The sequence below is a fragment of the Cellulomonas sp. Root485 genome, assembly GCF_001426705.1.
Lineage (GTDB): Bacteria > Actinomycetota > Actinomycetes > Actinomycetales > Cellulomonadaceae > Cellulomonas.
Map to the genome: position 1 here is coordinate 1,006,554 of NZ_LMFC01000002.1, position 20,394 is coordinate 1,026,947.

Below are 20,394 nucleotides of genomic sequence, written 5' to 3' on the forward strand. Positions count from 1 at the left end.
GGTCAGCCGACGATCTCGCAGATGGCCGTGCCCGCGCTCACGCTGGAGCCGACGCCCGCGGACAGCGCGGTGACCGTCCCGGCGCGGTGCGCCACGAGCGGCTGCTCCATCTTCATGGCCTCGAGCACCACGACGAGGTCGCCCTCGGCCACGGTGGCGCCCTCGGCCACGGCGACCTTGACGATCGTGCCCTGCATCGGCGAGCTCAGCGTCGTGCCGTTGCCGCTGCTCGCCGCACGCGCCACGCGGCGCACAGGTCGGCGTGCGGACGGGCCGGACGAGCCGCGACCGGCGCTGGCAGGTCCGCGGCCCAGGGCCAGCGCGGCCGGCAGGACGACCTCGAGCCGCTTGCCGCCGACCTCGACGACCACGCGCTCGAGCGCGGCCGGCTCGTCGTCCTCGTCCTGCGCGGACTCGGGCGCGGCGCTGAGCGCGGCGACGGTCTCGGCGAACTCCGTCTCGATCCAGCGCGTGTGCACCGAGAACGGCTGCGCGGGGTCGGCCGGGGCGTACGCCTCGGCGTCGAGCACCGCGCGGTGGAACGGGACGACCGTCGGGATGCCGACGACCTCGAGCTCGGCCAGCGCGCGACGGGCCCGCGCGAGCGCCTGCGGGCGGTCCGCGCCGGTGACGATGACCTTGGCGATCATCGAGTCGAAGAGGCCGGAGACGCTGTCGCCCTCGACCACGCCGGAGTCGACACGCACCCCGGGGCCCGACGGGAACCGCAGCTTGCTGATCCGGCCGGGGGCCGGCAGGAAGCCCTTGCCCGGGTCCTCGCCGTTGATGCGGAACTCGATCGAGTGCCCGCGGGACTCCACGTGGTCGTAGCCGAGGGGTTCGCCCGACGCGATGCGCAGCTGCTCACGGACCAGGTCGACGCCGCTGATCTCCTCGGTGACCGGGTGCTCGACCTGCAGACGCGTGTTGACCTCGAGGAACGAGATGACGCCGTCGGCGGAGACCAGGAACTCGCACGTCCCGGCGCCGACGTAGCCGGCCTCGCGCAGGATCGCCTTCGACGACTCCACCAGCTGGGTGTTCTGCGCGTCGGTGAGGAACGGTGCGGGCGCCTCCTCGACCAGCTTCTGGTGGCGACGCTGCAACGAGCAGTCGCGGGTGGAGACGACGACGACCGTGCCGTGCTGGTCCGCCAGGCACTGCGTCTCGACGTGCCGCGGACGGTCGAGGTACCGCTCGACGAAGCACTCGCCGCGCCCGAACGCCGCCACGGCCTCGCGCGTGGCCGACTCGAACATCTCGTCGATCTCGCTCGACTCACGGGCCACCTTCAGGCCGCGGCCGCCACCGCCGAACGCCGCCTTGATGGCGACGGGCAGGCCGTGCTCCGCGACGAACGCGTGGATCTCGGCGACGCTCTGCACCGGGTCCGGCGTGCCGGCGACCAGGGGGGCACCGGCCCTCTGCGCGATGTGGCGTGCGCTGACCTTGTCCCCGAGGGCGTCGATGGCCGCGGGCGGGGGACCGATCCAGATCAGGCCGGCGTCGAGGACGGCCTGGGCGAAGCCGGCGTTCTCGGCGAGGAAGCCGTAGCCGGGGTGCACGGCGTCGGCCCCGGAGCGCCGCGCGACGTCGAGCAGCTTGGGGATGTCGAGGTACGTCTCGGCCGCGCGGGCACCGTTGAGTGCGAACGCCTCGTCGGCGACGCGCACGTGCAGCGCCTCCCGGTCGGTGTCGGCGTAGACGGCGACGGAGGCGATCCGGGCGTCGCGACAGGCACGGGCGATGCGGACGGCGATCTCACCGCGGTTGGCGATGAGGACCTTGGAGATAGCGGGCACGGCTCACCGTAACGCCCTCGACGATCCGCACCGACGCGCGCGCGGCGTGCCCGGTCAAGACTGTCGATCCGGCCAAGGTCACCGGGGGCTCCTTGTAGGGATCCTCAGGCGCCGGGCTCGTGACGACGTCTGTGCGGTGACCCGGTTGTCCGGTCACCACAAGAACAGCGAGCCCGGCCCCGTGCGGGGCCGGGCTCGCCGAGCCTGCGTCAGACGCTGGCGAGACGGTTCTCGTCGACCGCCTCGGGGGCGGTCGTCGCCGTCGGCGCGAGGCGCCGCAGGGCGAAGCCGATGAGCCCGAAGACCACGCCGACGCCCACGACCAGGGCGGCGACACCGAACGCGACCACCGACGTGAACAGCGACGCCCGCAGGAAGGAGCCGTTCATCGCCACGGCGCGCAGCGGGTCCTCCTTGCCGAGCTCCGCGTACGTCTTGCCACCGGTCGCCTCGAGGGCGTGGTGGTTGATGATCTCGGCCTGTGCGTACGCCTCCCACGGCGTGTCGACGGTCTGGCCCGCGAAGGCGGCGGCGTCGTCGGCGACCGTGATGTTCTCGGCGGCGAGGTGGGTCGAGACAGCGCCCCACGTGACGCCTCCCGCGATGATGAACACGGCGCCGGCGATGATCGCCAGGAGGCCGGAGATGCGGACGAAGCGGTTGGTCGGTGCTACAGGGTTGGTCGACATGAGGTGTCCTTGGGCGCCCGTCGCGGACCCGGCCTACCCGGGCTCCGATGGGCCTCTCGGGCTGGCCCACGAGACGATCGTTCCGTGCCGGTGGCCTGCCCCGTTAGGGACCTAGGTCATGCCTTGCGCCACAGGTCCGGGATGCTGACGCCGACCTCGCCGAGCAGCTCGCGCAGCAGGGGCAGGCTCAGGCCGACGACGCCGTGGTGGTCGCCCTCGATCCGCTCCACGAACGGGCCGCCGAGGCCGTCGATCGTGAACGCGCCGGCCACCGCCAGCGGCTCACCCGTGGCGACGTAGGCGTCGACCTCCTCGTCGGACAGGTCCGCGAACCGCACCGTGGTCGACGACGTGGCCCCGAGCATCGCCGGCACGTCGCGCTCGTCCATCAGCCAGTGCCCCGTGTGCAGCACGCCCGAGCGGCCGCGCATCGTGCGCCACCGGGCCGTCGCGTCGGCAGCATCCAGAGGCTTTCCGAAGATCTGGCCGTCCAGCTCCAGCATCGAGTCGCAGCCCAGCAGGAGCAGGTCGTCCGCGTCGTCGAGCTCCTCGGGCAGGTTCCGGGCGACGTCCTCCACCTTCGCCTGCGCCAGCAGGAGCACCGCGTCCGCCGGGTCCAGCGCCCCGAACCGGTCGTGGGCGGCGGCCAGGACCGCGTCCTCGTCGACGCCCGACACGGCGACGAGCGGCTCGATCCCGGCGGCGAGCAGGGTGGCGCGGCGGGCGGGCGAGGCGGAGGCGAGCAGCAGACGGGTCACGGTGGGCGAGCCTAGTTCGTGGGCTCCCTGCGTGAGATCGGCGGCTTCCGACGAGGACGTGGGTCGCGACTTGCCGACGTCGGGACCTCGGACCCGTGCGCCCGGCACAGCGCATCAGGGCACAATGGGCGCGCTGTGGTCGGGTGCGACGGGCGGAACCGCCGGTCCGAGGTCACGAGGGACGCGAGGAGACGCCGTGGGTGACGCGACGAGGTCGTCGGCAACGGGTGCGGACGAGGACGTCGACGACTTCGACGAGCTCGACGAGGTCGACGAGGTCGATCCCGACCCGGACCTGCTGGAGCCGCCGTCGCACGCGTGGCGGACCCGGACCGCGCTCGAGATGGTCGTCTCCGGCATCGTCGGCCTCCTCGCGTCGTTCGTGCTCTCGATCGAGGCCCTCACGCTCGCGCTGGACCCGACGGCGTCGCTGGGCTGCGACCTCAACTCGGTGATCAGCTGCAGCATCGTCGCGCAGAGCTGGCAGGCGTCGCTGTTCGGGTTCCCCAACGCCTACCTCGGCATCGCCGCCGAGGCCGTGGTCATCACGGTGGCCGTGGCCATCCTCGGACGCGTGGTGTTCCCGCGCTGGTTCATGCTCGGCGCGCAGACGATCTACACGCTCGGCTTCCTGTTCGCCTGGTGGCTCTTCTACGAGGCGTACGTCGTCATCGGGGCGCTGTGCCCGTGGTGCCTGCTCATCACCGTCACGACGACGCTCGTGTGGGCGGGGCTGACCCGGCTGAACGTCCGCGAGGGCGTCATCAGGTTCCCCGGGCGCTGGGGTCCGGCCGCCCGGCGGTTCGTCGACCACGGCAACGACTGGTTCGTCACCATCGCGCTCATCGTGCTGCTGGCGGTCGCGATCCTGCTGAAGTACGGCTCGATCATCCTCGCCTGACCGCGGACGCACGAAGGGCCGGTGGCATGTACCACCGGCCCGTCGTCCATGCCGTGCTCAGCCCGCGAACGCCGTCTTCAGGACGTCCAGCGGCAGGGCGCCCATGCTCAGTGCGCGGGCGTGGAAGGCGCGACGGTCGAACTCCTCGCCCTGCGCCTCCGCCTCCGCGGCAGCCGCGTCGCGCGTCTGCTCCCAGAGCCGCTGGCCGATCTTGTAGGACGGTGCCTGGCCCGGCCAGCCCAGGTACCGGTTCCACTCGAACCGGATGAACGCCTCGGGCATGTTCACGTTGGCCTTGAGGAACTCCCAGCCCTTGTCGGCGTCCCACGTCCCGCCGCCCCACTCCTCCGGCGCCTCGAGCCCGAGGTGGACGCCCAGGTCGAACACGACGCGGGCGGCGCGCATCCGCTGTCCGTCGAGCATGCCCAGCCGGTCACCCGGGTCGTCGAGGAAGCCGAGGTCGGCCATGAGGCGCTCGGCGTACAGGGCCCAGCCCTCGCCGTAGCCCGACGTCCAGCACGCCAGCCGGCGCCACGTGTTCAGCGTCGCTCGCTGGAACACCGCCTGACCGATCTGCAGGTGATGGCCCGGGACGCCCTCGTGGTAGACGGTCGTCTTCTCCCGCCAGGTGTTGAACGTGGTGACCTCGGGCGGCACCGACCACCACATGCGGCCCGGGCGGCTGAAGTCGTCGCTGGGGCCCGTGTAGTAGATGCCGCCGTTCTGCGTCGGCGCGATGCGGCACTCGAGCGTGAGCACGGGGACCGGGATGGCGAAGTGCGTGCCGTCCAGGGCCGCGATCGCGGCGTCCGACGTCTCCTGCATCCACGCCTGGAGCGCGGCCGTGCCGTGCAGGGTGCGGGCGGGGTCCTCGTCGAGCTTGGCGACGGCGTCCGCGACCGTGGCACCCGGTCCGGCGATCTGCTCGGCGACGGCCTCCTGCTCGGCGACGACCCGGGCGAGCTCCTCGAGCCCCCACTGGTACGTCTCCTCCAGGTCGACGGTCGCGCCGAGGAACGCGCGCGACCACAGGGCGTAACGCTCGCGGCCGGCCGCGTCCTCCTGCGGGGCCTGCGGCGACAGCTCGTCGCGCAGGAACGCCGCGAGGGTCGCGTACGCGCCACGCGCCGCGGTGGCGCCGTGCTCGAGCTCGGAGCGGACCAGGGAGCACGCCGCGGACTCGTCCAGGACCGCGTCCACGTCGGCGCCGGTGATGAAGGTCGTGAAGAACGACGTCTCCGGGTCGGCCAGCTCCTCGGCCTGGCGGGCGGCCTCGTCGACCTGGCGGACCGCGGCCACCGCACCGGTGCTCGCGGCCAGCCGCAGCGACTCGATGTAGCCGTCGACCGCGAACGGCAGGGCGTTCAGCCGGGCCGCGATGTTCGACCACGCCTCGACGTCGTCGGTGGGCATGATGTCGAACACGTCGCGCAGGTTCTGCACCGGGGACGCGATGTTGTTCAGGTACCGCAGGAACTCGCCCGACTCGTGCAGCTCGAGCTCGAGGCCGAGCCGCTCGCGCATCGCGGCGAGCGTGATCTGGTCGATCTCGTCCGTCGGGGAGGCACCGTCCAGGGCCTGCAGGGTGCTCCTGGTGAGCTCCGCACGGGCCTCGAGCCCGGCCGGGGAGTGGTCGGTCATCTCGTGGTCGTGCCCTGCGATCCCCATGCTGGTCGCCGCCAGGGGGTCGAGGGTCGCGTACTGGGTCATGTACGCCTCCGCGATCGTGTCGATCGGGGAGGGTGCGCGCTCGGTGAGCGCGTCCAGGCGGGAAGGCGGGGGGGTGGGCGTCGTCGTCACCCGCTCGACCCTACTCGCGGGTTCCGACGATCCCGAGCCCTCAGGCGCGCAGGCTCCAGCGCCATGCGTCCGGGCCGGGACGGAGCCCGACGCGGCTGCCGCGCATCGTCCGGCGCCGGTCGGCCCACGGCGCGGCGACCGCGTGGTCCCGCTCCTCGGCCAGCCGGGCACGCTCGGACGCCGCGGCCATCAGGCCCGCCACCAGGGCGGCCAGCTCCAGGTCGTCCGGGGTGCCCCGGACCACCTGCACGTCGGCGTCGCGCGCGCTCATGCGGTCCCCGTCACGTCGTCGTCGTCCTCGTCCGTGTCGTCGTCGTCCTCCTCGAACGCGACCGCAGCCCCGCGCGACGCACCCCACTCGCCGACCTCGAAGCCGGCGTCGACCAGCCGCTGCGCGAGGTCCGCCCCGCCCTGCTCGACGACGTCCAGCACGGACTCCAGCGACAGGTCCGAGGTCCCGTGCGGCGGTCCGACGACGAACCCGAGGTGAAACGTGTCGATCTCGGCGTCGCTGCGTGGCGCGTCCGCGTCGCCGTGCTCGTCGTCGCCCCACGACATGCCCGTAAGGTCGGCGTGCAGGCCCAGGCGCTCGTGCAGCAGGTCGTACAGCTGCGCGTTGAGACCGCCGATCTCCGACTCCAGCACCAGGATGCGTGGGTCCTCGTCGGCCTCCCGCGACCCGAACTCGGCGCGGACACCGACCGCCGCGTCGACGTACCCGTGCAGCGCGGCGGCCAGGGCGGCGACGGCCGCGTGCAGGTCCGTCGCGTCGACGCCGACCAGCGGCTCCGGGCCGTGGGCGGGGTCGTCGTGACCGCCGTGCTCGTCGTGCTCGTCGTGCTCGTGCTCGTGCTCGCTCACAGCGGGATGTTCCCGTGCTTCTTGGGGGGCAGGCTCGCGCGCTTGGTGCGTAGCAGGCGCAGGGCCTTGGTGATCTCCGTGCGGGTCTGCGACGGGGGGATCACCGCGTCCACGTACCCACGGTCGGCTGCGTCCCACGGGTTCACGATCGCCTCCTCGTACTCGGCCGTCAGGCGCCGGCGTTCGGCCTCGGCGTCGCCGCCCGCGTCCGCGACGGACTTCAGGGCGCCGCGCTGCAGGATGTTCACCGCGCCGCCGGCACCCATGACGGCGATCTGCGCGGTGGGCCAGGCCAGGTTCACGTCGGCACCGAGCTGCTTGGAGCCCATGACGATGTACGCGCCACCGTACGCCTTGCGGGTGATGACGGTGACGAGCGGGACGGTCGCCTCGGCGTACGCGTAGATGAGCTTGGCGCCGCGCCGGATGATGCCGTTCCACTCCTGGTCGGTGCCCGGCAGGAAGCCCGGGACGTCGACGAACGTCAGCACCGGGATGTTGAACGCGTCGCACGTCCGCACGAACCGCGCGGCCTTCTCGGCGGCGTTGATGTCGAGCGTGCCGGCCATCGCCAGGGGCTGGTTGGCCACGATGCCGACCGGGTGGCCCTCGACGTGCCCGAAGCCGATCAGCACGTTCTTGGCGTACAGCGGCTGGACCTCCAGCAGGACCCCGTCGTCCAACACGTGCTCCAGGACGGTGCGCATGTCGTACGGCTGGTTGTCCGAGTCGGGCAGGAGCGTGTCGAGCTCCTCGTCGGTCTCGCTGACCTCCAGGTCGGCCTCGTGGTCGAACGTCAGCGGGTCCGTGAGGTTGTTCTGCGGCAGGTAGATGAGCAGCGAGCGCACGTAGTCGAGCGCGTCGTCCTCGTCGGAGGCCATGTAGTGCGCGACGCCGGAGCGCGTGTTGTGGGTGGTCGCGCCGCCCAGCTCCTCGAAGCCGACGTCCTCGCCCGTGACCGCGCGGATGACGTCGGGACCGGTGATGAACATGTTGGACGTGCCGTCGGCCATGACGATGAAGTCCGTCAGCGCGGGGGAGTACACCGCACCGCCCGCCGACGGGCCCAGAATGAGGCTGATCTGCGGGATCACCCCGGAGGCGGCGACGTTGCGACGGAAGATCTCCGCGAACTGCGTCAGGCCCGCGACGCCCTCCTGGATCCGCGCGCCGCCGCCGTCGCTGATCCCGATCAGCGGGACACCCGTGCGCAGCGCCAGGTCCATCACCTTCGTGATCTTCTGGCCGTGCACCTCGCCCAGGCTGCCGCCGAAGACCGTGAAGTCCTGCGAGTAGATGCACACCGGGCGGCCGTCGACCGTGCCGTGCCCGACGACGACGCCGTCCCCGGGGATGCGCTTCTTGTCGAGGCCGAAGTTGGTCGAGCGGTGCCGGACGAACGCGTCGAGCTCGGTGAACGAGCCCGGGTCCAGGAGCTGTTCGATGCGCTCGCGGGCGGACCGCTTGCCGCGCGCGTGCTGCTTGTCGACCGCCGTCTGCTCGGCGGCCTCGGCGGCCTCGTAGCGGTCGGCGAGGTCGGCCAGCTTGGCGGCCGTGGTGCGCGGGGCCGTCTCGACGGGCTGCTGGGGGCGAATGCCGTGATGGTCCGTGTCAGTCACCCGACCGAGGCTAGTTGTCGGAGCCCGACATGCACGTGCAGGCGGATCACGGTGTTGGTCGCGTCGGGGTGTCGGGTTCCCACAACGCGCGACATCATGTTCGTCGTGTCCCTCCTACGCATCGCCGAGCTCCGCGACCTCCTGCTCGCCCCCGCCGGCCCGCTGACCCGGGTCGAGGTGGTGGACGTCACCGGCTCCACCAACACCGACCTCGCCGACGCCCTGCGCGCCGACCCGGACTCCTGGCCGGACGCCAGCGTGCTCGTCGCGGAGCACCAGACGGGCGGCCGCGGCCGCGCCGGACGCACCTGGGAGACGCCGCCCGGGACCGCGTTGACCTGCAGCTTCGTGGTCCATCCGCCCGTCCCCGCCGCATCCTTCGGCTGGATCTCGCTGCTCGCCGGGCTCGGCGCCGTCAACGCGCTGCGGGCCACCGCGGGCGTCGCCGCCACGCTGAAGTGGCCCAACGACCTGCTCGTGCCCGCCGGCAGCGAGGTCGAGGGCTGGGGTGCCGCGCGCAAGGTCGGCGGGATCCTCACGGAGGTCGTGGCTCTCCCGGCGGGGCAGCCGCCCGCGGTCGTCATCGGGATCGGCATCAACGTCCTGCAGGGGGCCGACGAGCTGCCCGTCGACAGTGCGACGTCCCTCGCGCTCGCGGGCGCGCAGCACGTGGACCGCGAGGGGATGCTGGTCGCGCTGGTCGCCGCACAGCTCGAGGTCGCCGAGCGGTGGCGCGAGTCCGGGGGCGACGCCGTCGCGTCCGGCCTGGCCGACGAGGTCGCGGCCGTGTGCAGCACGCTCGGGACACGGGTGCGCGTGGAGCTGCCGGGGGGCGGGTCCGTGAGCGGCCTCGCGGCACGGCTCGACGACGACGGAGCCCTGGTGGTCGTCGACGACGAGGGCGTGACCCACCGCGTGCTCGCGGGTGACGTACGCCACGTCCGCTCGGCCCGGTGAACTACCCTCGTCCCGTGCCGGACGATCGATCGCAGGACCTCGACTTCCTCGAGTCGACGGTCGGGGAGCTCGACGCCGAGCTGCTCGGCGGCCCCCGCACCCTCAGCGCGCACGACCTCGCCGCGCGCGCCGGCATCGACATCGACGTCGTGCGCGGCTTCTGGACCACGATGGGCCTGCCCCACGCCGACCCGGACGAGCCGGTCTACACCGAGCGCGACGCCGAGGCGATCGACCGCGCGGCCGCCCTGGTCCGCGACCACGGGCTGGACCTGCGCACGGTGATCACCGTGACCCGCGCGCTCGGGCACACCTCCGACCGGCTCGCCCTGTGGCAGGTCGAGGCCCTCGTGGAGGACATGGCCGGCCGGTACGAGCTCGACGACACCTCCGCGCGGCTGCTCGTCCTCGACCGGCTCGCGTCCCTCGCGCCCGTCCTCGAGGCCCAGCTGGTCCACTCCTACCGCCGTCAGCTCGCCGCGATCGCCGGCCGCTACGCCGGGGAGTTCGGCCAGCTCCGCGCCCCTGGACCCGACCGGACCGCGCTCCCCCTGGCGCGCGCCGTCGGGTTCGCCGACATGGTCTCCTTCACCCGCCGCACCGCAGGGCTCGGCTCCACCGACCTCTCCCAGTTCGTCCAGCGCTTCGAGGCCGCAGCGCGCGACATCGTCTCCGCCAACGGCGGCCGCGTCGTGAAGACGATCGGTGACGCGATCCTCTTCGTCGCCGACAGCGCCGCGACCGGCGCCCTCATCGCGCTCGACCTCGCGGACACCCTGGGCAAGGAGCTCGACGTCGACCGCGAGACGACGACCGGCGGGCTCTTCGAGGGCGCCCGTGGCGTCACCCCCGTGCGGGTCGGGCTCGTGTGGGGGCGGGTGCTGTCGCGGTTCGGCGACGTCTTCGGGCCCGACGTGAACCTGGCCGCGCGGCTCACCGACATCGCGGACCCCAGCACCGTGCTGGTGGATGCCGGCACCGCCGAGGTCCTGTCCGCCGATGCGCGGTTCGTGCTCGAGCCCCGGCCGGCGCGACGGCTCGCGGGGATCGGCTCGGTCTCGCCGGTCCGGCTGCGGGCGGCCGGCGCCTGAGCACTGCCGAGATCGTGGGTCCGGCGCGAGCGCGTGGGTTCGCACCGACGCTCTCAGGTCGGACCCACGATCTCGCGCGCCGGCCTACACCGGTCCTGCCTCGGGGTCGACCTCGTCGACCAGGGACGGGCCGTTGTTGGCGACCGTGTTGACGGCGGTGGAGACCGGGGTGGCGACGATGTCCGGCCCCGGGGTCTCCAGGAGCTCGCGGGCTCCGGCGGCGCCGACGGCGGGGTCCAGCCAGGCCGACCAGGCGTCCGACCGCAGCATCAGGGGCTGGCGGTCGTGGATGTGCGCGAGCTCGTCGGAAGCCGGTCGGGTGATGACGGTGGCGCTGACCACCCAGCGTGCGGGGTCGTCGTCGGCCTTGGTGGGGTCCTTCCAGAACTCGTACAGGCCCGCGAGCGCGACGACGTCGCCGTCGGCGGGGTGCAGGTAGAAGGGCTGCTTGCGCTTGCCTGCGGGCCCGGGCCCGCCGGGTGCAGCCTTCTTCCACTCGTAGTAGCCGTCGGCGGGCAGCAGTGCGCGGCGGACGGCGAACGGGCGCGCGAACGCCGACTTCTCCTCGAGCGACTCCACCCGGGCGTTGATCATGCGGCTGCCGACGGAGATGTCCTTCGCCCACGACGGCACCAGGCCCCAGCGGGCCACCCGCAGCTGCCGGGTGATCTCCCCGGTCTCCTTGTCCGCGCGCTCCACGACCATGCGGACGCCGTCGGTGGGGGCGACGTTCCAGGACGGGCCCAGCAGGCGGACGTCGTCGGCGACGGTCGCGATGGCGAACTCGTCGGCCAGCGCCTGGTCCTCGCGGAAGGAGGCATATCGACCACACATGGGGACCAGCCTGCCAGGTGCCGCCGACATCACATCCCGCTCGGATCGAATCGATTCGTCTTCTGTGGGAGAATCGGTTCAATGAGCTTGCGCACCACCACCTCTCCTTCCGCTGCGACCGGCCACGAGCCCGTCGCGGCTGTCGTGCCCTCCGGGGTCGGTCCGGCCGTCGACCCCGCGGCCACCGCGCAGTTCCGTCCCAACGCCAAGTACGTGCTGATGCTGGGGCTGATGTGCGCCCTGCCGGCCGTGTCCACCGACATGTACCTGCCGTCGCTGCCGGACGTGGCGCGTGACCTGAACACGTCGGCCACCGCGGCGCAGCTCACGATGACGGCGATGCTCATCGGCGGCGCCGTCGGGCAGCTGGTCATCGGGCCGCTGTCGGACCGGTTCGGTCGGCGCAAGCCGGTGCTGATCGGTGTCGTCCTGCACGTCATCACGTCGCTGCTGTGCGCGATCGCGCCTGCCATCGTGCCGCTGATCGGGCTGCGCACCGTCCAGGGCTTCTTCAACGCGTCGGCGACCGTCGTGGCGATGGCGATCATCCGCGACCGGTTCGTGGGTGCCGACGCCTCGCGGCTGATGTCCCGGCTCATGCTCGTCATCGGGGTCGCACCGCTGTTCGCCCCGTCGCTCGGAGGCGTCATCGCCGGGCAGTGGGGCTGGCGGTCGGTGTTCGTCGCGCTCGCCGGGTTCGGCGTCGTGCTGTGGGTCGTCGTCTGGCGTCGGCTCCCGGAGACGCTGCCGCCCGAGCGGCGCCGGCAGGGGGGCCTGCGCACCGCGGTGTCCGGCTACCGCTCGCTGCTCCGGGACCGGCACTTCGTCGCGCTGGCGATCCTGCCCGGGCTCGGCATGGCCGTGCTGATGAGCTACGTGGTCGCGTCGCCGTTCGTGCTCCGCGAGGGCTACGGGCTGTCGGCGACCGAGTTCTCGCTGCTCTTCGCGGTCAACGGCATCGGTCTGGTGCTGGGCGCCCAGGTGAACGCTTCCCTGGTGCGGCGGGTCGCCCCGATCCGGATCGTGCGCGTGGTGCTGCCGGTCTCGCTCGGGCTCACCGGCGTCCTGCTCGCGCTCGCGCTCACCGGCTGGGGAGGCCTGATCGCGCTGCTCGTGGTGCTGTGGCTGATCCTGGCGCTCGTCAACTTCGTCCCGCCGAACGCGTCGGCGCTGGCCCTCACCCGGCACGGGGAGATCGCGGGGACCGCCGCCGCGGTCATCGGGTCCATGCAGGCCGGTGTCGCAGGGCTCGTGAGCCCGCTGTCGGGCCTGCTGGGCGGCGACGCGGTCGCGATGGCGTCCGTGATGGTCGGTGCGTCGGTGGCGGCTCTGCTGGTGCTCGCGCTGGCCACCCCGGCGTACCGCCGCGACGGCGCCTGGGCCGTCTGAGGGACCCGCGCGCGCACGGCCCGCGCCGCACCGACCCGTACGGGTGACGCTCTGACCAGGCTTTTCGCCCGCGGTCGGACAAAGCGCGCGGTGGACACGTCCGGCCCTGCCGCGCCAGTCCCGTCGGCCTTAACGTGCCCGTCGCGCGTCTCGGGCCCCGGGGTTGCGCACGGCCCTGGAAGGACCGACCCGCGATGCTGCGCCGCCTCCTGCTCTGCCTCCTCGTCGGCGCGCTCGCGCTCGGCGGCGCAGCGGTGCCCGCCGTCGCGTCGGGGAGCTCCGACCTGTTCCCGCAGGTGGCGGGAGTGGACGGCCCGTGCGACGCCACCCACCCGTGCCGTGCGGCGCTGGAGTGGCGGACCAACGCGTACGGGCCGGCGGGGGACACCCAGATCCAGCGGCGGACGCTGTTCACCGTTTACGCGGACGCGGGCGACCAGATCCTCACGGGGTCGTCGTCGATGGGGACCGGCAGCGCGGACATCGCCGTCTGGAACCCCGGCGTGGTGACGGACACGGAGGCGGCGACGCTTCCGACCGTCGTGGACGGCGTCAACGGGTTCAGCTGTGCGGCACACCGACCCGTCTCGACGAGCCTGGTGGGGCAGCTCACGACGCGCACCCAGGAGCTCGCCGGCCCGCGGTCCGTCGACGGTACGCAGAACCTGTCGGGCTACGTGCCCTGCGTCTACACAGCACCTTCCAACGGCCTGTACCGCGTGGCGTTCTACGGCGCCGCGGGGACCGGCAACGCCGCCGACGGCAGCCCGGACCGGGACCTCGACCCGGGCACGTTCCGCGCCGCGGCGGGATCGTCGATCAACGCCTGGGACATCACCGTCCGCGACGGCGACGACCGGGCGTCGGTCGTCGACCTGCCCGGGCGGGCGTTCACGTACGTGCTGGCGGGCTTCACGGGCGGCAACCCGCGGCCGGTCACGATGCGGCTCTTCCTGAACACCCTCGACGGCTACCGCTACTCCGTCGACACCCACGGCTTCGACCCCAACGGCTTCGTCTTCTACGGCAACCGCGCGGGCTTCCTCGACGCCGACGGGACGACGCCGCTCAACCACGACGTCGTCGGGACGGGCACCAACCCGCAGACGCTCCCGTCGCTGGCCGGCGGGGTGCACCTGGCGCCGCCGGAGTACCCGTTGTCGTTCGAGCCGCTCGCGCCTCAGACCCTGGCGGCGCTGGGCATCCCCGCGACGCCGGTGCCGCCGACGCTGAGCGCCGTCGACTTCACCGGTCGCGCCACGGCCCACGGCAGCTTCGTCGGCCAGGGTGGGACGTTCACGCTCGACGCCGGGTCGGGCGGCACCTACGAGGTCGTCATCTCGCGCGACGGCGTCGACTTCGACCCGGGGCTGCCGGGCAACCGCGCGCTGCGCGGGCTGGTGCCCGCGGGCACGTTCACCGTGACGTGGGACGGCAACGACAACACCGGCACGGCGCTCCCCGTGAAGGACGGGTACGCAGTGCGTGCGGTGCTGCGTGCCGGCGAGTACCACGCACCGATGCTCGACGTGGAGAGCTCGACGCAGGGCGGCCCGAGCATCACGCTGCTCAACCCGCCGAACGGCGTCTGCCCGTTCACGGGCGCGACGAGCACCGGCAGCAACTGCACCCGCGTGTTCTTCGACGACCGCACCTACGTCTCGAGCACCGGGACGCGGGTCGGCGACCTCACGTCGGGCACCCTGTGCCCCGCGTTCGCGGGGGCGATGCCCGGCCGGCTGTTCGCCGACCCCGCGGCCGGCGCCGACAGCACGGGCGCCGCCCGCGCGTTCGGCGACGGTGGAGGCCTCAACGCGAACCAGCACTGCCCCGCGACGGGCGGCACGCTCGGGGACGCCAAGGGCCTCGACCTGTGGACCTACTTCCCGTCCCAGCAGACCTCGACGTCGCTCGACGTGCTCCCGGACGTGGTCGCGACGGACGACGTCCACACCACCCCGGTCGGCACCCCGCTCGTGGTGGCCGCGCCCGGTGTCCTGGCCAACGACGTGGGCACCGGCTTGTCCGTGGTGAGCTCCACCGCCCCGGCGCACGGCACGGTGACGACGAACCCGGACGGTTCCTTCACGTACACGCCGACGGCCGGCTACACGGGCCCGGACCAGTTCGACTACACGATCACCGACGACCAGGGCCGGACCGACGTCGCCACGGTGCACCTCACCGTGACCCCGCTCGCCGTCGACGACACGTGGACCACCCCGGCCGGCACACCGCTCACGGTCCCGGCCCCGGGCGTCCTGGGCAACGACCTGGGTACCGGCCTGACCGCGGGCGCGCCGTCGGACCCGCCGCACGGCTCGGTGACGCTGGACCCGTCCGGCGCGCTGGTCTACACACCCGACCCCGGCTTCTCGGGCACGGACACGTTCACCTACACGGTGACCGACTCGGCGGGTCAGACGGCCGGCGCCACCGTGACCATCCACGTGACGCCGCCGGTGCAGCCGTCGGTGGCGACCCCGCCGAGCCTGCAGGTGGTCGTCCCGCCGCCGGCTGCGCCCCCTGCCGTGCGGGCACCCAGCCTGACGGTGACCGTCACCGTCCGTACCGGTGGGTCAGCGGGCCTCGCGACCACCGGCGCCGACCCCGTGTCGGCCCTCCTTCTCGCGTTCTCGCTGGTGGGCGCGGGTGTGGCGCTGTCCGTCGGGCGCCGCCGGCTCCGTCGGGACTGAACCGCAGTCAGCCCCGGTGGAGCCGGCGCAGGCCGGCCACGGCCTGTGTCAGCACCTCGTCGCGCTTGACGAACGTGAACCGCACCCACGACCGCAGCGCGCGGTCGACGTCGGACCCGGCGTGCGTGAAGGCGGTGACGGGGACGCCGACCACGCCGGCCAGCCCGGGCAGGTCCCGGCACAGGGCGCCGCCGTCGGCGTACCCGAGGGGCGCGGCGTCGGCGAGCACGAAGTAGGTGCCCTGGGGCCGGACGACCGTGAAGCCCGCGTCCTCGAGGCCCGCGCAGAGCAGGTCCCGGCGCCGGGACAGCGAGTGCGCCAGCTCGACCACCCACGCGGCCACGTCGGGGTCGCGCAGGGCGAACGCGACGGCCGGCTGGAACGGGGCACCGTTGACGTAGGTGAGGAACTGCTTGACGGTGCGGACGGCGGTGACCAGCGGCTCCGGCCCGGTGACCCAGCCGATCTTCCAGCCGGTGAACGAGAACGTCTTGCCGGCCGAGGAGATCGTCAGGGTCCGGTCGGCCATGCCGGGCAGGGTGGCGATCGGCGTGTGCACCGCCCCCGACCCGTCGAGCACCAGGTGCTCGTACACCTCGTCGGTGACGACGAGGGCGTCGTGCTCGACCGCGAGCCGGGCGATCGCGGCGAGCTCGGCGCGGGTCAGGACCGTCCCCGTGGGGTTGTGCGGGGTGTTCACCAGGACCAGCCGGGTCCGGGCCGTGAACGCGGCCGCGAGGGCGTCGAGGTCGAGGCGGAAGCCGTCGGCGGTCGCGACCAGCGGCGCGGTCGTGTGCGTGGCACCCGCGAGCGCGATGACGGCGGCGTAGGAGTCGTAGAACGGTTCGAGCGTGAGCACCTCGTCGCCCGGTCCGGCGAGCGCGAGCACTGTGGCCGCCAGGGCCTCCGTCGCACCGGCGGTGACCAGGACCTCGCGGTCGGGGTCCCAGCGCAGGCCGTAGTGCGACGCCTGGTGCTCGGCGACCGCCGACCGCAGCTCGGGGATCCCCGGTCCGGGCGGGTACTGGTTGGCACCGGCTGCGATCGCGTCCGCGGCGGCCTGCGCGACCGAGGCGGGGCCGTCGACGTCGGGGAAGCCCTGCCCCAGGTTCACCGCACCGGTGCGCGCGGCGAGGGCCGACATCTCGGCGAACACCGTGGCTCGGGGGACACCGTCGTCGCCCATCAGCCCGGTCGCGCGGGCGACGTCCTGCCAGCGGGGTGGGGTCATGCGAGGAGGTTACGGGGTGCCGAGGGCGACCCGTCGGCGACGGGTCGGGAGCGCTGGTGCGCTCAGACCACCAGTCCGGCCGCGGCGGTCAGGCCCGCGACCACGACGAGTGCCAGGGACGCCCAGGCTCCGACGATCCACCACTCCACGTGGTGTCGCCGCAGAACCCGCTGCGCCTGTCGTTCGGCCATACCGTCAAGATCGGCACGGGACCGCTCTGGTACAACATCCCGCGCCGATGAGCGTGGAATTCACCCGAACACCACGCAACGGATCGCCGTCCGGGCACAGACGGACGGCGATCCCGGTCATGCGGGTGGGGGTCAGCTGTTCGCAGCCGTCTCGAGCTTGTCGCCCAGCGTGGTCAGCTGCTGGGCGAGCTGGTCGAGGGAGTCGGCGGCCTCGCCGGCGGCGTTCGCCTTCGCGGCGTCGAGCTCGGCCTTGGCGTCGGCAACCTGGGCCTCGGCGTCGGCCAGCGCCTGCTTCGAGGCGGCGTCGCCCTTGGCCTCGGCCTCGTCCAGGGCGGCCTGCGCATCGGCCACGGCGGTCTGCGCGTCGGCGACGGCCTGGTCGGCCTGCGCCTTGGCGGCGTCGTCGAGCGAGCCGAGCTGAGCCTTGACGTCCTCGATCTTCTGCTGGGCGGCGTCGGCCTCGGCCTTGGCGTCGTCGACCTGCGCCTTGAGGTCGTCGATCGCGCTACGTGCCTCGCTCGCGGCGTCCTTCGCCTGCTGCGCGGCGTCGTCGATGTCCGCGTCGGAGCACGCGGCGAGTCCGACGGCGAGCAGCGCGGCGACGACGGGAGCGCCGAGACGGGCGAGTCGCGGGCGGTTCGGGCTCATCGGGGCGGGCATGAAGTCCTCCGGTGGGTCGTCGGGGTGCGGGGTGGTCCCACAGTCTGCCCGCGCAGCGGCCGACGCGCCCAGCGGAGACTCCCCGACATCCCGCCGGAGGTGCTGTGCGGGACATCGGGGGCCCGGTGGAGAACGGCCGACGCCCCGCCGGCTGGTGCACGGCGGGGCGTCGGGGGGCGAGCGGCTAGGACGCGGGGGAGGGGACCCGGTCGGTCGCGAGCTGCTCGCTGCGGCGGCTACGGACGTCAGTCAGCGACGTGCCGTAGTAGGCCGCGGTCATCAGGTCCTTCATGTCCTCGATCATCGGCATCCGCGGGTTCGCGGGGGCGCACTGGTCCTCATACGCACCCATCGCGACCTCGTCGAGCCGGGCGAGGAACTCGTGCTCGTCGACGCCCTGCGCGTGGAACGACGCGGGGATGCCCACCTTGGCCCGCAGCGACTCGACGGCCAGCGCGTACGACTCGACGCCCTCCGCGGGGGTGGACGCCGGGAGCCCGAGCATCGCGGCGAGCTGCTGGAACCGCTCGGGAGCGACGTAGTGCTCGTACTTCGGCCAGCTGGTGAGCTTGGTCGGGACCGTTCCGTTGTAGCGGATCACGTGCGGCAGGAGGGTCGCGTTCGTGCGGCCGTGCACCAGGTGGTACGTGGAGCCGACGACGTGGGCCATCGCGTGCACGATGCCGAGGAACGAGTTGCCGAACGCCATCCCGGCGATGGTGCCGGCGTTGTGCATGGTCTCGCGGGCGTCCTGGGTGGCCGGGTCGGCCGGGTCGCCGTTCACCGACGTCGCCAGGTTCTCGAAGATCAGGCGCACGGCCTGCATCGCCATGCCGTCGGTGAAGTCGTTGGCGTAGACGCTGACGTACGCCTCGGTGGCGTGCGTGAGGGCGTCGAACCCGGAGTCGGCGGCCAGCGACGGCGGCATCTTCGACGTGAGGACAGGGTCGATGATGGCGACCGACGGGGTCAGCGCGTAGTCGGCCAGCGGGTACTTCTTCCCCGTGGACGGGTCGCTGATCACCGCGAACGGCGTCACCTCCGCGCCGGTGCCCGAGGTGGTCGGGATGCACACCAGCTGCGCCAGCTCGCCCAGGACGGGGAACTTGAACGCGCGCTTGCGGACGTCGAAGAACTTCTGCTTGAGGTCGGAGAAGTGGATCTCCGGGTGCTCGTACAGGAGCCACATGACCTTGGCGGCGTCCATCGGCGAGCCGCCGCCGAGCGCGATGATCGTGTCGGGCCGGAAGTGGCGCATCTGCGCTGCCCCGGCCTGCACGGTCTGCACCGACGGTTCGGGCTCGACCTGGTCGATGATCTGCAGCGCGACCTTGGTCGACCGGCGGTTCAGGACGTCGATGATCTTGTCGACGAACCCGAGGGTCGTCATGGTCGCGTCGGTCACGATGGTGACGCGCTCGACGTCGGGCATGTCCGCGAGGTACCGGATGGCGTTCGGCTCGAAGTAGGTCTTGGCCGGCACCTTGAACCACTGCAGGTTGTTGTTCCGGCGGCCGATCCGCTTGATGTTCACCAGGTTCACCGCCGAGACGTTGTTGGACACGGAGTTGTGGCCGTAGGAGCCGCAGCCGAGCGTCAGGGACGGGATGAACGCGTTGTAGATGTCGCCGATGCCGCCGAGCGACGAGGGTGCGTTGGCGATGACCCGCACGGCCTTGACGCGGCTGCCGAACTCCTCGGTCAGGGCGTCGTCCTGCGTGTGGATGGCGGCGGAGTGACCCAGGCCGTCGAACTCGACCATCTTCTCGGCCAGCTGGATGCCGTGCTCGGTGGACTCGGCACGCAGGACCGCGAGGACCGGAGCGAGCTTCTCGCGCGTCAGCGGCTCCTGGGGGCCGACGCCGCTGACCTCGACCAGGATGATCGACGTGTCCTCGGGCACCGTGAAGCCCGCCTGCTGCGCGATCCACTGCGGGGTCTGGCCGACGACCGACGCGTTCAGCTTGGCCTCGCCGCAGTTCTTGCCGTTGGCCTTGACCCCGAAGATGAAGGTCTCGAGCAGCGCCTTCTCCTTGGCGTTCGCCCGGTAGGCGTGCAGGATCGCGAACTCCGCGAGCGCGGCGTCGTAGATGACGTCGTCGAGGATGACGGCCTGCTCGGAGGCGCAGACCATGCCGTTGTCGAACGCCTTCGAGAGGACGACGTCGTTGACGGCACGCTTCAGCTTGGCGGACTTCTCGATGTAGGCGGGCACGTTGCCCGCGCCGACGCCGAGCGCCGGCTTCCCGCACGAGTACGCGGCCCGGACCATCGCGTTGCCGCCGGTGGCCAGGATCAGTGCGACGCCCGGGTGGTGCATGAGCGCGGTGGTCGCGCCGATCGACGGCGTCTCGACCCACTGGATGCAGTGCTCGGGGGCACCGGCGGCCACGGCGGCGTCGCGCACGACGCGGGCGGCGGCGACGGAGGACTCCTGCGCGCTCGGGTGGAAGGCGAACACGATCGGGTTGCGGGTCTTGAGCGCGATGAGCGACTTGAAGATCGTCGTCGAGGTCGGGTTGGTCACCGGGGTGACGCCGCAGATCACGCCCACGGGCTCGGCGATCTCGGTGATGCCGGTCAGGTCGTCCCGGGAGATGATCCCGACCGACTTGAGGTTCGCCATCGAGTTGGTCACGTGCTCGCACGCGAAGATGTTCTTCACGGCCTTGTCCTCGAACACGCCCCGGCCGGTCTCGTTCACGGCGAGCAGTGCGAGCTCGCCGTGCTTGTCCAGGGCGGCGACGGACGCCTTCTTGACCAGGTGGTCGACGTCGGCCTGCGTGAATCGTGCGTACTCGTCCAACGCCTTCGCGGCCTGGGCCACGAGCTGGTCGATCGCTGTGTCGATCTCGCTGCCGGTTGTGCTGACGGTCGTGCTGACGGTCCTGCTGGAGGTCACCGTTCATCTCCCT

Annotated in this window: 17 protein-coding genes; 5 read left to right on the plus strand and 12 right to left on the minus strand. The window is 72.6% G+C overall.

Features of this window, described 5'->3' with window-relative positions; translation table 11 throughout:
* Positions 1-2 precede the first annotated feature (2 nt).
* The 3 genes from ASD16_RS13180 to ASD16_RS13190 all read right to left on the minus strand — a co-directional run bounded on the left by ASD16_RS13180 (position 3) and on the right by ASD16_RS13190 (position 3,249).
* On the minus strand, positions 3-1,802 hold the full coding sequence (locus ASD16_RS13180) for a biotin carboxylase N-terminal domain-containing protein (protein WP_200942943.1): 1,800 nt from the start codon (positions 1,800-1,802) through the stop codon (positions 3-5).
* 209 nt (positions 1,803-2,011) lie between these two features.
* Positions 2,012-2,491, minus strand: a complete 480-nt coding sequence (locus ASD16_RS13185) for a hypothetical protein (protein WP_055917878.1) — start codon at positions 2,489-2,491, stop codon at positions 2,012-2,014.
* A 116-nt stretch (positions 2,492-2,607) separates the two neighbouring features.
* Positions 2,608-3,249 carry a nucleoside triphosphate pyrophosphatase gene (locus ASD16_RS13190; protein WP_055917882.1) on the minus strand — a complete coding sequence of 214 codons (642 nt, stop codon included), beginning with the start codon at positions 3,247-3,249 and terminating at the stop codon, positions 2,608-2,610.
* 196 nt (positions 3,250-3,445) lie between these two features.
* Here ASD16_RS13190 and ASD16_RS13195 point away from each other — a divergent pair, with 196 nt between their 5' ends.
* Complete coding sequence (locus tag ASD16_RS13195; RefSeq protein WP_235523274.1) at positions 3,446-4,150, plus strand: vitamin K epoxide reductase family protein; 705 nt, start codon at positions 3,446-3,448, stop codon at positions 4,148-4,150.
* A 57-nt stretch (positions 4,151-4,207) separates the two neighbouring features.
* Here the strand turns inward: ASD16_RS13195 and ASD16_RS13200 are convergent, their stop codons facing one another.
* The 4 genes from ASD16_RS13200 to ASD16_RS13215 form a co-directional block, all read right to left on the minus strand.
* Positions 4,208-5,860 carry a DUF885 domain-containing protein gene (locus ASD16_RS13200; RefSeq protein ID WP_055918436.1) on the minus strand — a complete coding sequence of 551 codons (1,653 nt, stop codon included), beginning with the start codon at positions 5,858-5,860 and terminating at the stop codon, positions 4,208-4,210.
* Positions 5,861-5,990: 130 nt separating this feature from the next.
* Positions 5,991-6,221 carry an acyl-CoA carboxylase subunit epsilon gene (locus ASD16_RS13205; RefSeq protein WP_055917885.1) on the minus strand — a complete coding sequence of 77 codons (231 nt, stop codon included), beginning with the start codon at positions 6,219-6,221 and terminating at the stop codon, positions 5,991-5,993.
* Complete coding sequence (locus ASD16_RS13210; protein ID WP_055917888.1) at positions 6,218-6,811, minus strand: hypothetical protein; 594 nt, start codon at positions 6,809-6,811, stop codon at positions 6,218-6,220. Before ASD16_RS13210 ends, ASD16_RS13205 begins: the two co-directional genes overlap by 4 nt.
* The gene (locus tag ASD16_RS13215) at positions 6,808-8,430 is read right to left on the minus strand and encodes an acyl-CoA carboxylase subunit beta (protein ID WP_369817977.1); all 1,623 of its coding nucleotides are present in this window, start codon (positions 8,428-8,430) and stop codon (positions 6,808-6,810) included. The genes ASD16_RS13210 and ASD16_RS13215 overlap by 4 nt, the downstream gene beginning before the upstream one ends.
* A 105-nt stretch (positions 8,431-8,535) precedes the next feature.
* Between ASD16_RS13215 and ASD16_RS13220 the strand changes: the two genes are divergently transcribed.
* Both ASD16_RS13220 and ASD16_RS13225 read left to right on the plus strand, forming a co-directional pair.
* Positions 8,536-9,387, plus strand: a complete 852-nt coding sequence (locus ASD16_RS13220) for a biotin--[acetyl-CoA-carboxylase] ligase (RefSeq protein WP_235523275.1) — start codon at positions 8,536-8,538, stop codon at positions 9,385-9,387.
* Positions 9,388-9,401: 14 nt separating this feature from the next.
* Positions 9,402-10,478, plus strand: coding sequence for an adenylate/guanylate cyclase domain-containing protein (locus tag ASD16_RS13225; RefSeq protein ID WP_235523276.1), 1,077 nt, complete (start codon positions 9,402-9,404; stop codon positions 10,476-10,478).
* 84 nt (positions 10,479-10,562) lie between these two features.
* Here ASD16_RS13225 and ASD16_RS13230 read toward each other — a convergent pair whose 3' ends face one another.
* Positions 10,563-11,312, minus strand: coding sequence for an SOS response-associated peptidase (locus ASD16_RS13230; protein WP_055917897.1), 750 nt, complete (start codon positions 11,310-11,312; stop codon positions 10,563-10,565).
* Between the two features lie 81 nt (positions 11,313-11,393).
* Between ASD16_RS13230 and ASD16_RS13235 the strand changes: the two genes are divergently transcribed.
* The gene (locus tag ASD16_RS13235) at positions 11,394-12,701 is read left to right on the plus strand and encodes a multidrug effflux MFS transporter (protein WP_055917899.1); all 1,308 of its coding nucleotides are present in this window, start codon (positions 11,394-11,396) and stop codon (positions 12,699-12,701) included.
* A gap of 194 nt (positions 12,702-12,895) precedes the next feature.
* Positions 12,896-15,397, plus strand: a complete 2,502-nt coding sequence (locus ASD16_RS13240) for an Ig-like domain-containing protein (RefSeq protein ID WP_055917902.1) — start codon at positions 12,896-12,898, stop codon at positions 15,395-15,397.
* 7 nt (positions 15,398-15,404) lie between these two features.
* On the opposite strand, the gene ASD16_RS13245 is transcribed toward ASD16_RS13240, so the two are convergent.
* From ASD16_RS13245 to adhE, 4 genes are all read right to left on the minus strand, one after another.
* Positions 15,405-16,628, minus strand: a complete 1,224-nt coding sequence (locus tag ASD16_RS13245) for a pyridoxal phosphate-dependent aminotransferase (RefSeq protein WP_055917906.1) — start codon at positions 16,626-16,628, stop codon at positions 15,405-15,407.
* Positions 16,629-16,690: 62 nt separating this feature from the next.
* Complete coding sequence (locus tag ASD16_RS13250; RefSeq protein WP_055917908.1) at positions 16,691-16,819, minus strand: hypothetical protein; 129 nt, start codon at positions 16,817-16,819, stop codon at positions 16,691-16,693.
* 132 nt (positions 16,820-16,951) lie between these two features.
* Positions 16,952-17,479 (minus strand): hypothetical protein, encoded by a 528-nt coding sequence (locus ASD16_RS13255; protein ID WP_235523277.1) that lies wholly within the window; start codon positions 17,477-17,479, stop codon positions 16,952-16,954.
* Positions 17,480-17,663: 184 nt separating this feature from the next.
* Positions 17,664-20,330 carry a bifunctional acetaldehyde-CoA/alcohol dehydrogenase gene (gene adhE, locus ASD16_RS13260; RefSeq protein WP_055918445.1) on the minus strand — a complete coding sequence of 889 codons (2,667 nt, stop codon included), beginning with the start codon at positions 20,328-20,330 and terminating at the stop codon, positions 17,664-17,666.
* Positions 20,331-20,394: the final 64 nt, after the last annotated feature.

Coding starts and splice junctions, on each gene's coding strand:
- ASD16_RS13185 (WP_055917878.1), bottom strand. CDS start 2,491: ATGTCGACCAACCCTGTAGCACCGACCAACCGCTTCGTCCGCATCTCC.
- ASD16_RS13200 (WP_055918436.1), bottom strand. CDS start 5,860: ATGACCCAGTACGCGACCCTCGACCCCCTGGCGGCGACCAGCATGGGG.
- ASD16_RS13205 (WP_055917885.1), bottom strand. CDS start 6,221: ATGAGCGCGCGCGACGCCGACGTGCAGGTGGTCCGGGGCACCCCGGAC.
- ASD16_RS13230 (WP_055917897.1), bottom strand. CDS start 11,312: ATGTGTGGTCGATATGCCTCCTTCCGCGAGGACCAGGCGCTGGCCGAC.
- ASD16_RS13235 (WP_055917899.1), top strand. CDS start 11,394: ATGAGCTTGCGCACCACCACCTCTCCTTCCGCTGCGACCGGCCACGAG.
- ASD16_RS13240 (WP_055917902.1), top strand. CDS start 12,896: ATGCTGCGCCGCCTCCTGCTCTGCCTCCTCGTCGGCGCGCTCGCGCTC.
- ASD16_RS13245 (WP_055917906.1), bottom strand. CDS start 16,628: ATGACCCCACCCCGCTGGCAGGACGTCGCCCGCGCGACCGGGCTGATG.
- ASD16_RS13250 (WP_055917908.1), bottom strand. CDS start 16,819: ATGGCCGAACGACAGGCGCAGCGGGTTCTGCGGCGACACCACGTGGAG.
- ASD16_RS13255 (WP_235523277.1), bottom strand. CDS start 17,479: ATGCCCGCCCCGATGAGCCCGAACCGCCCGCGACTCGCCCGTCTCGGC.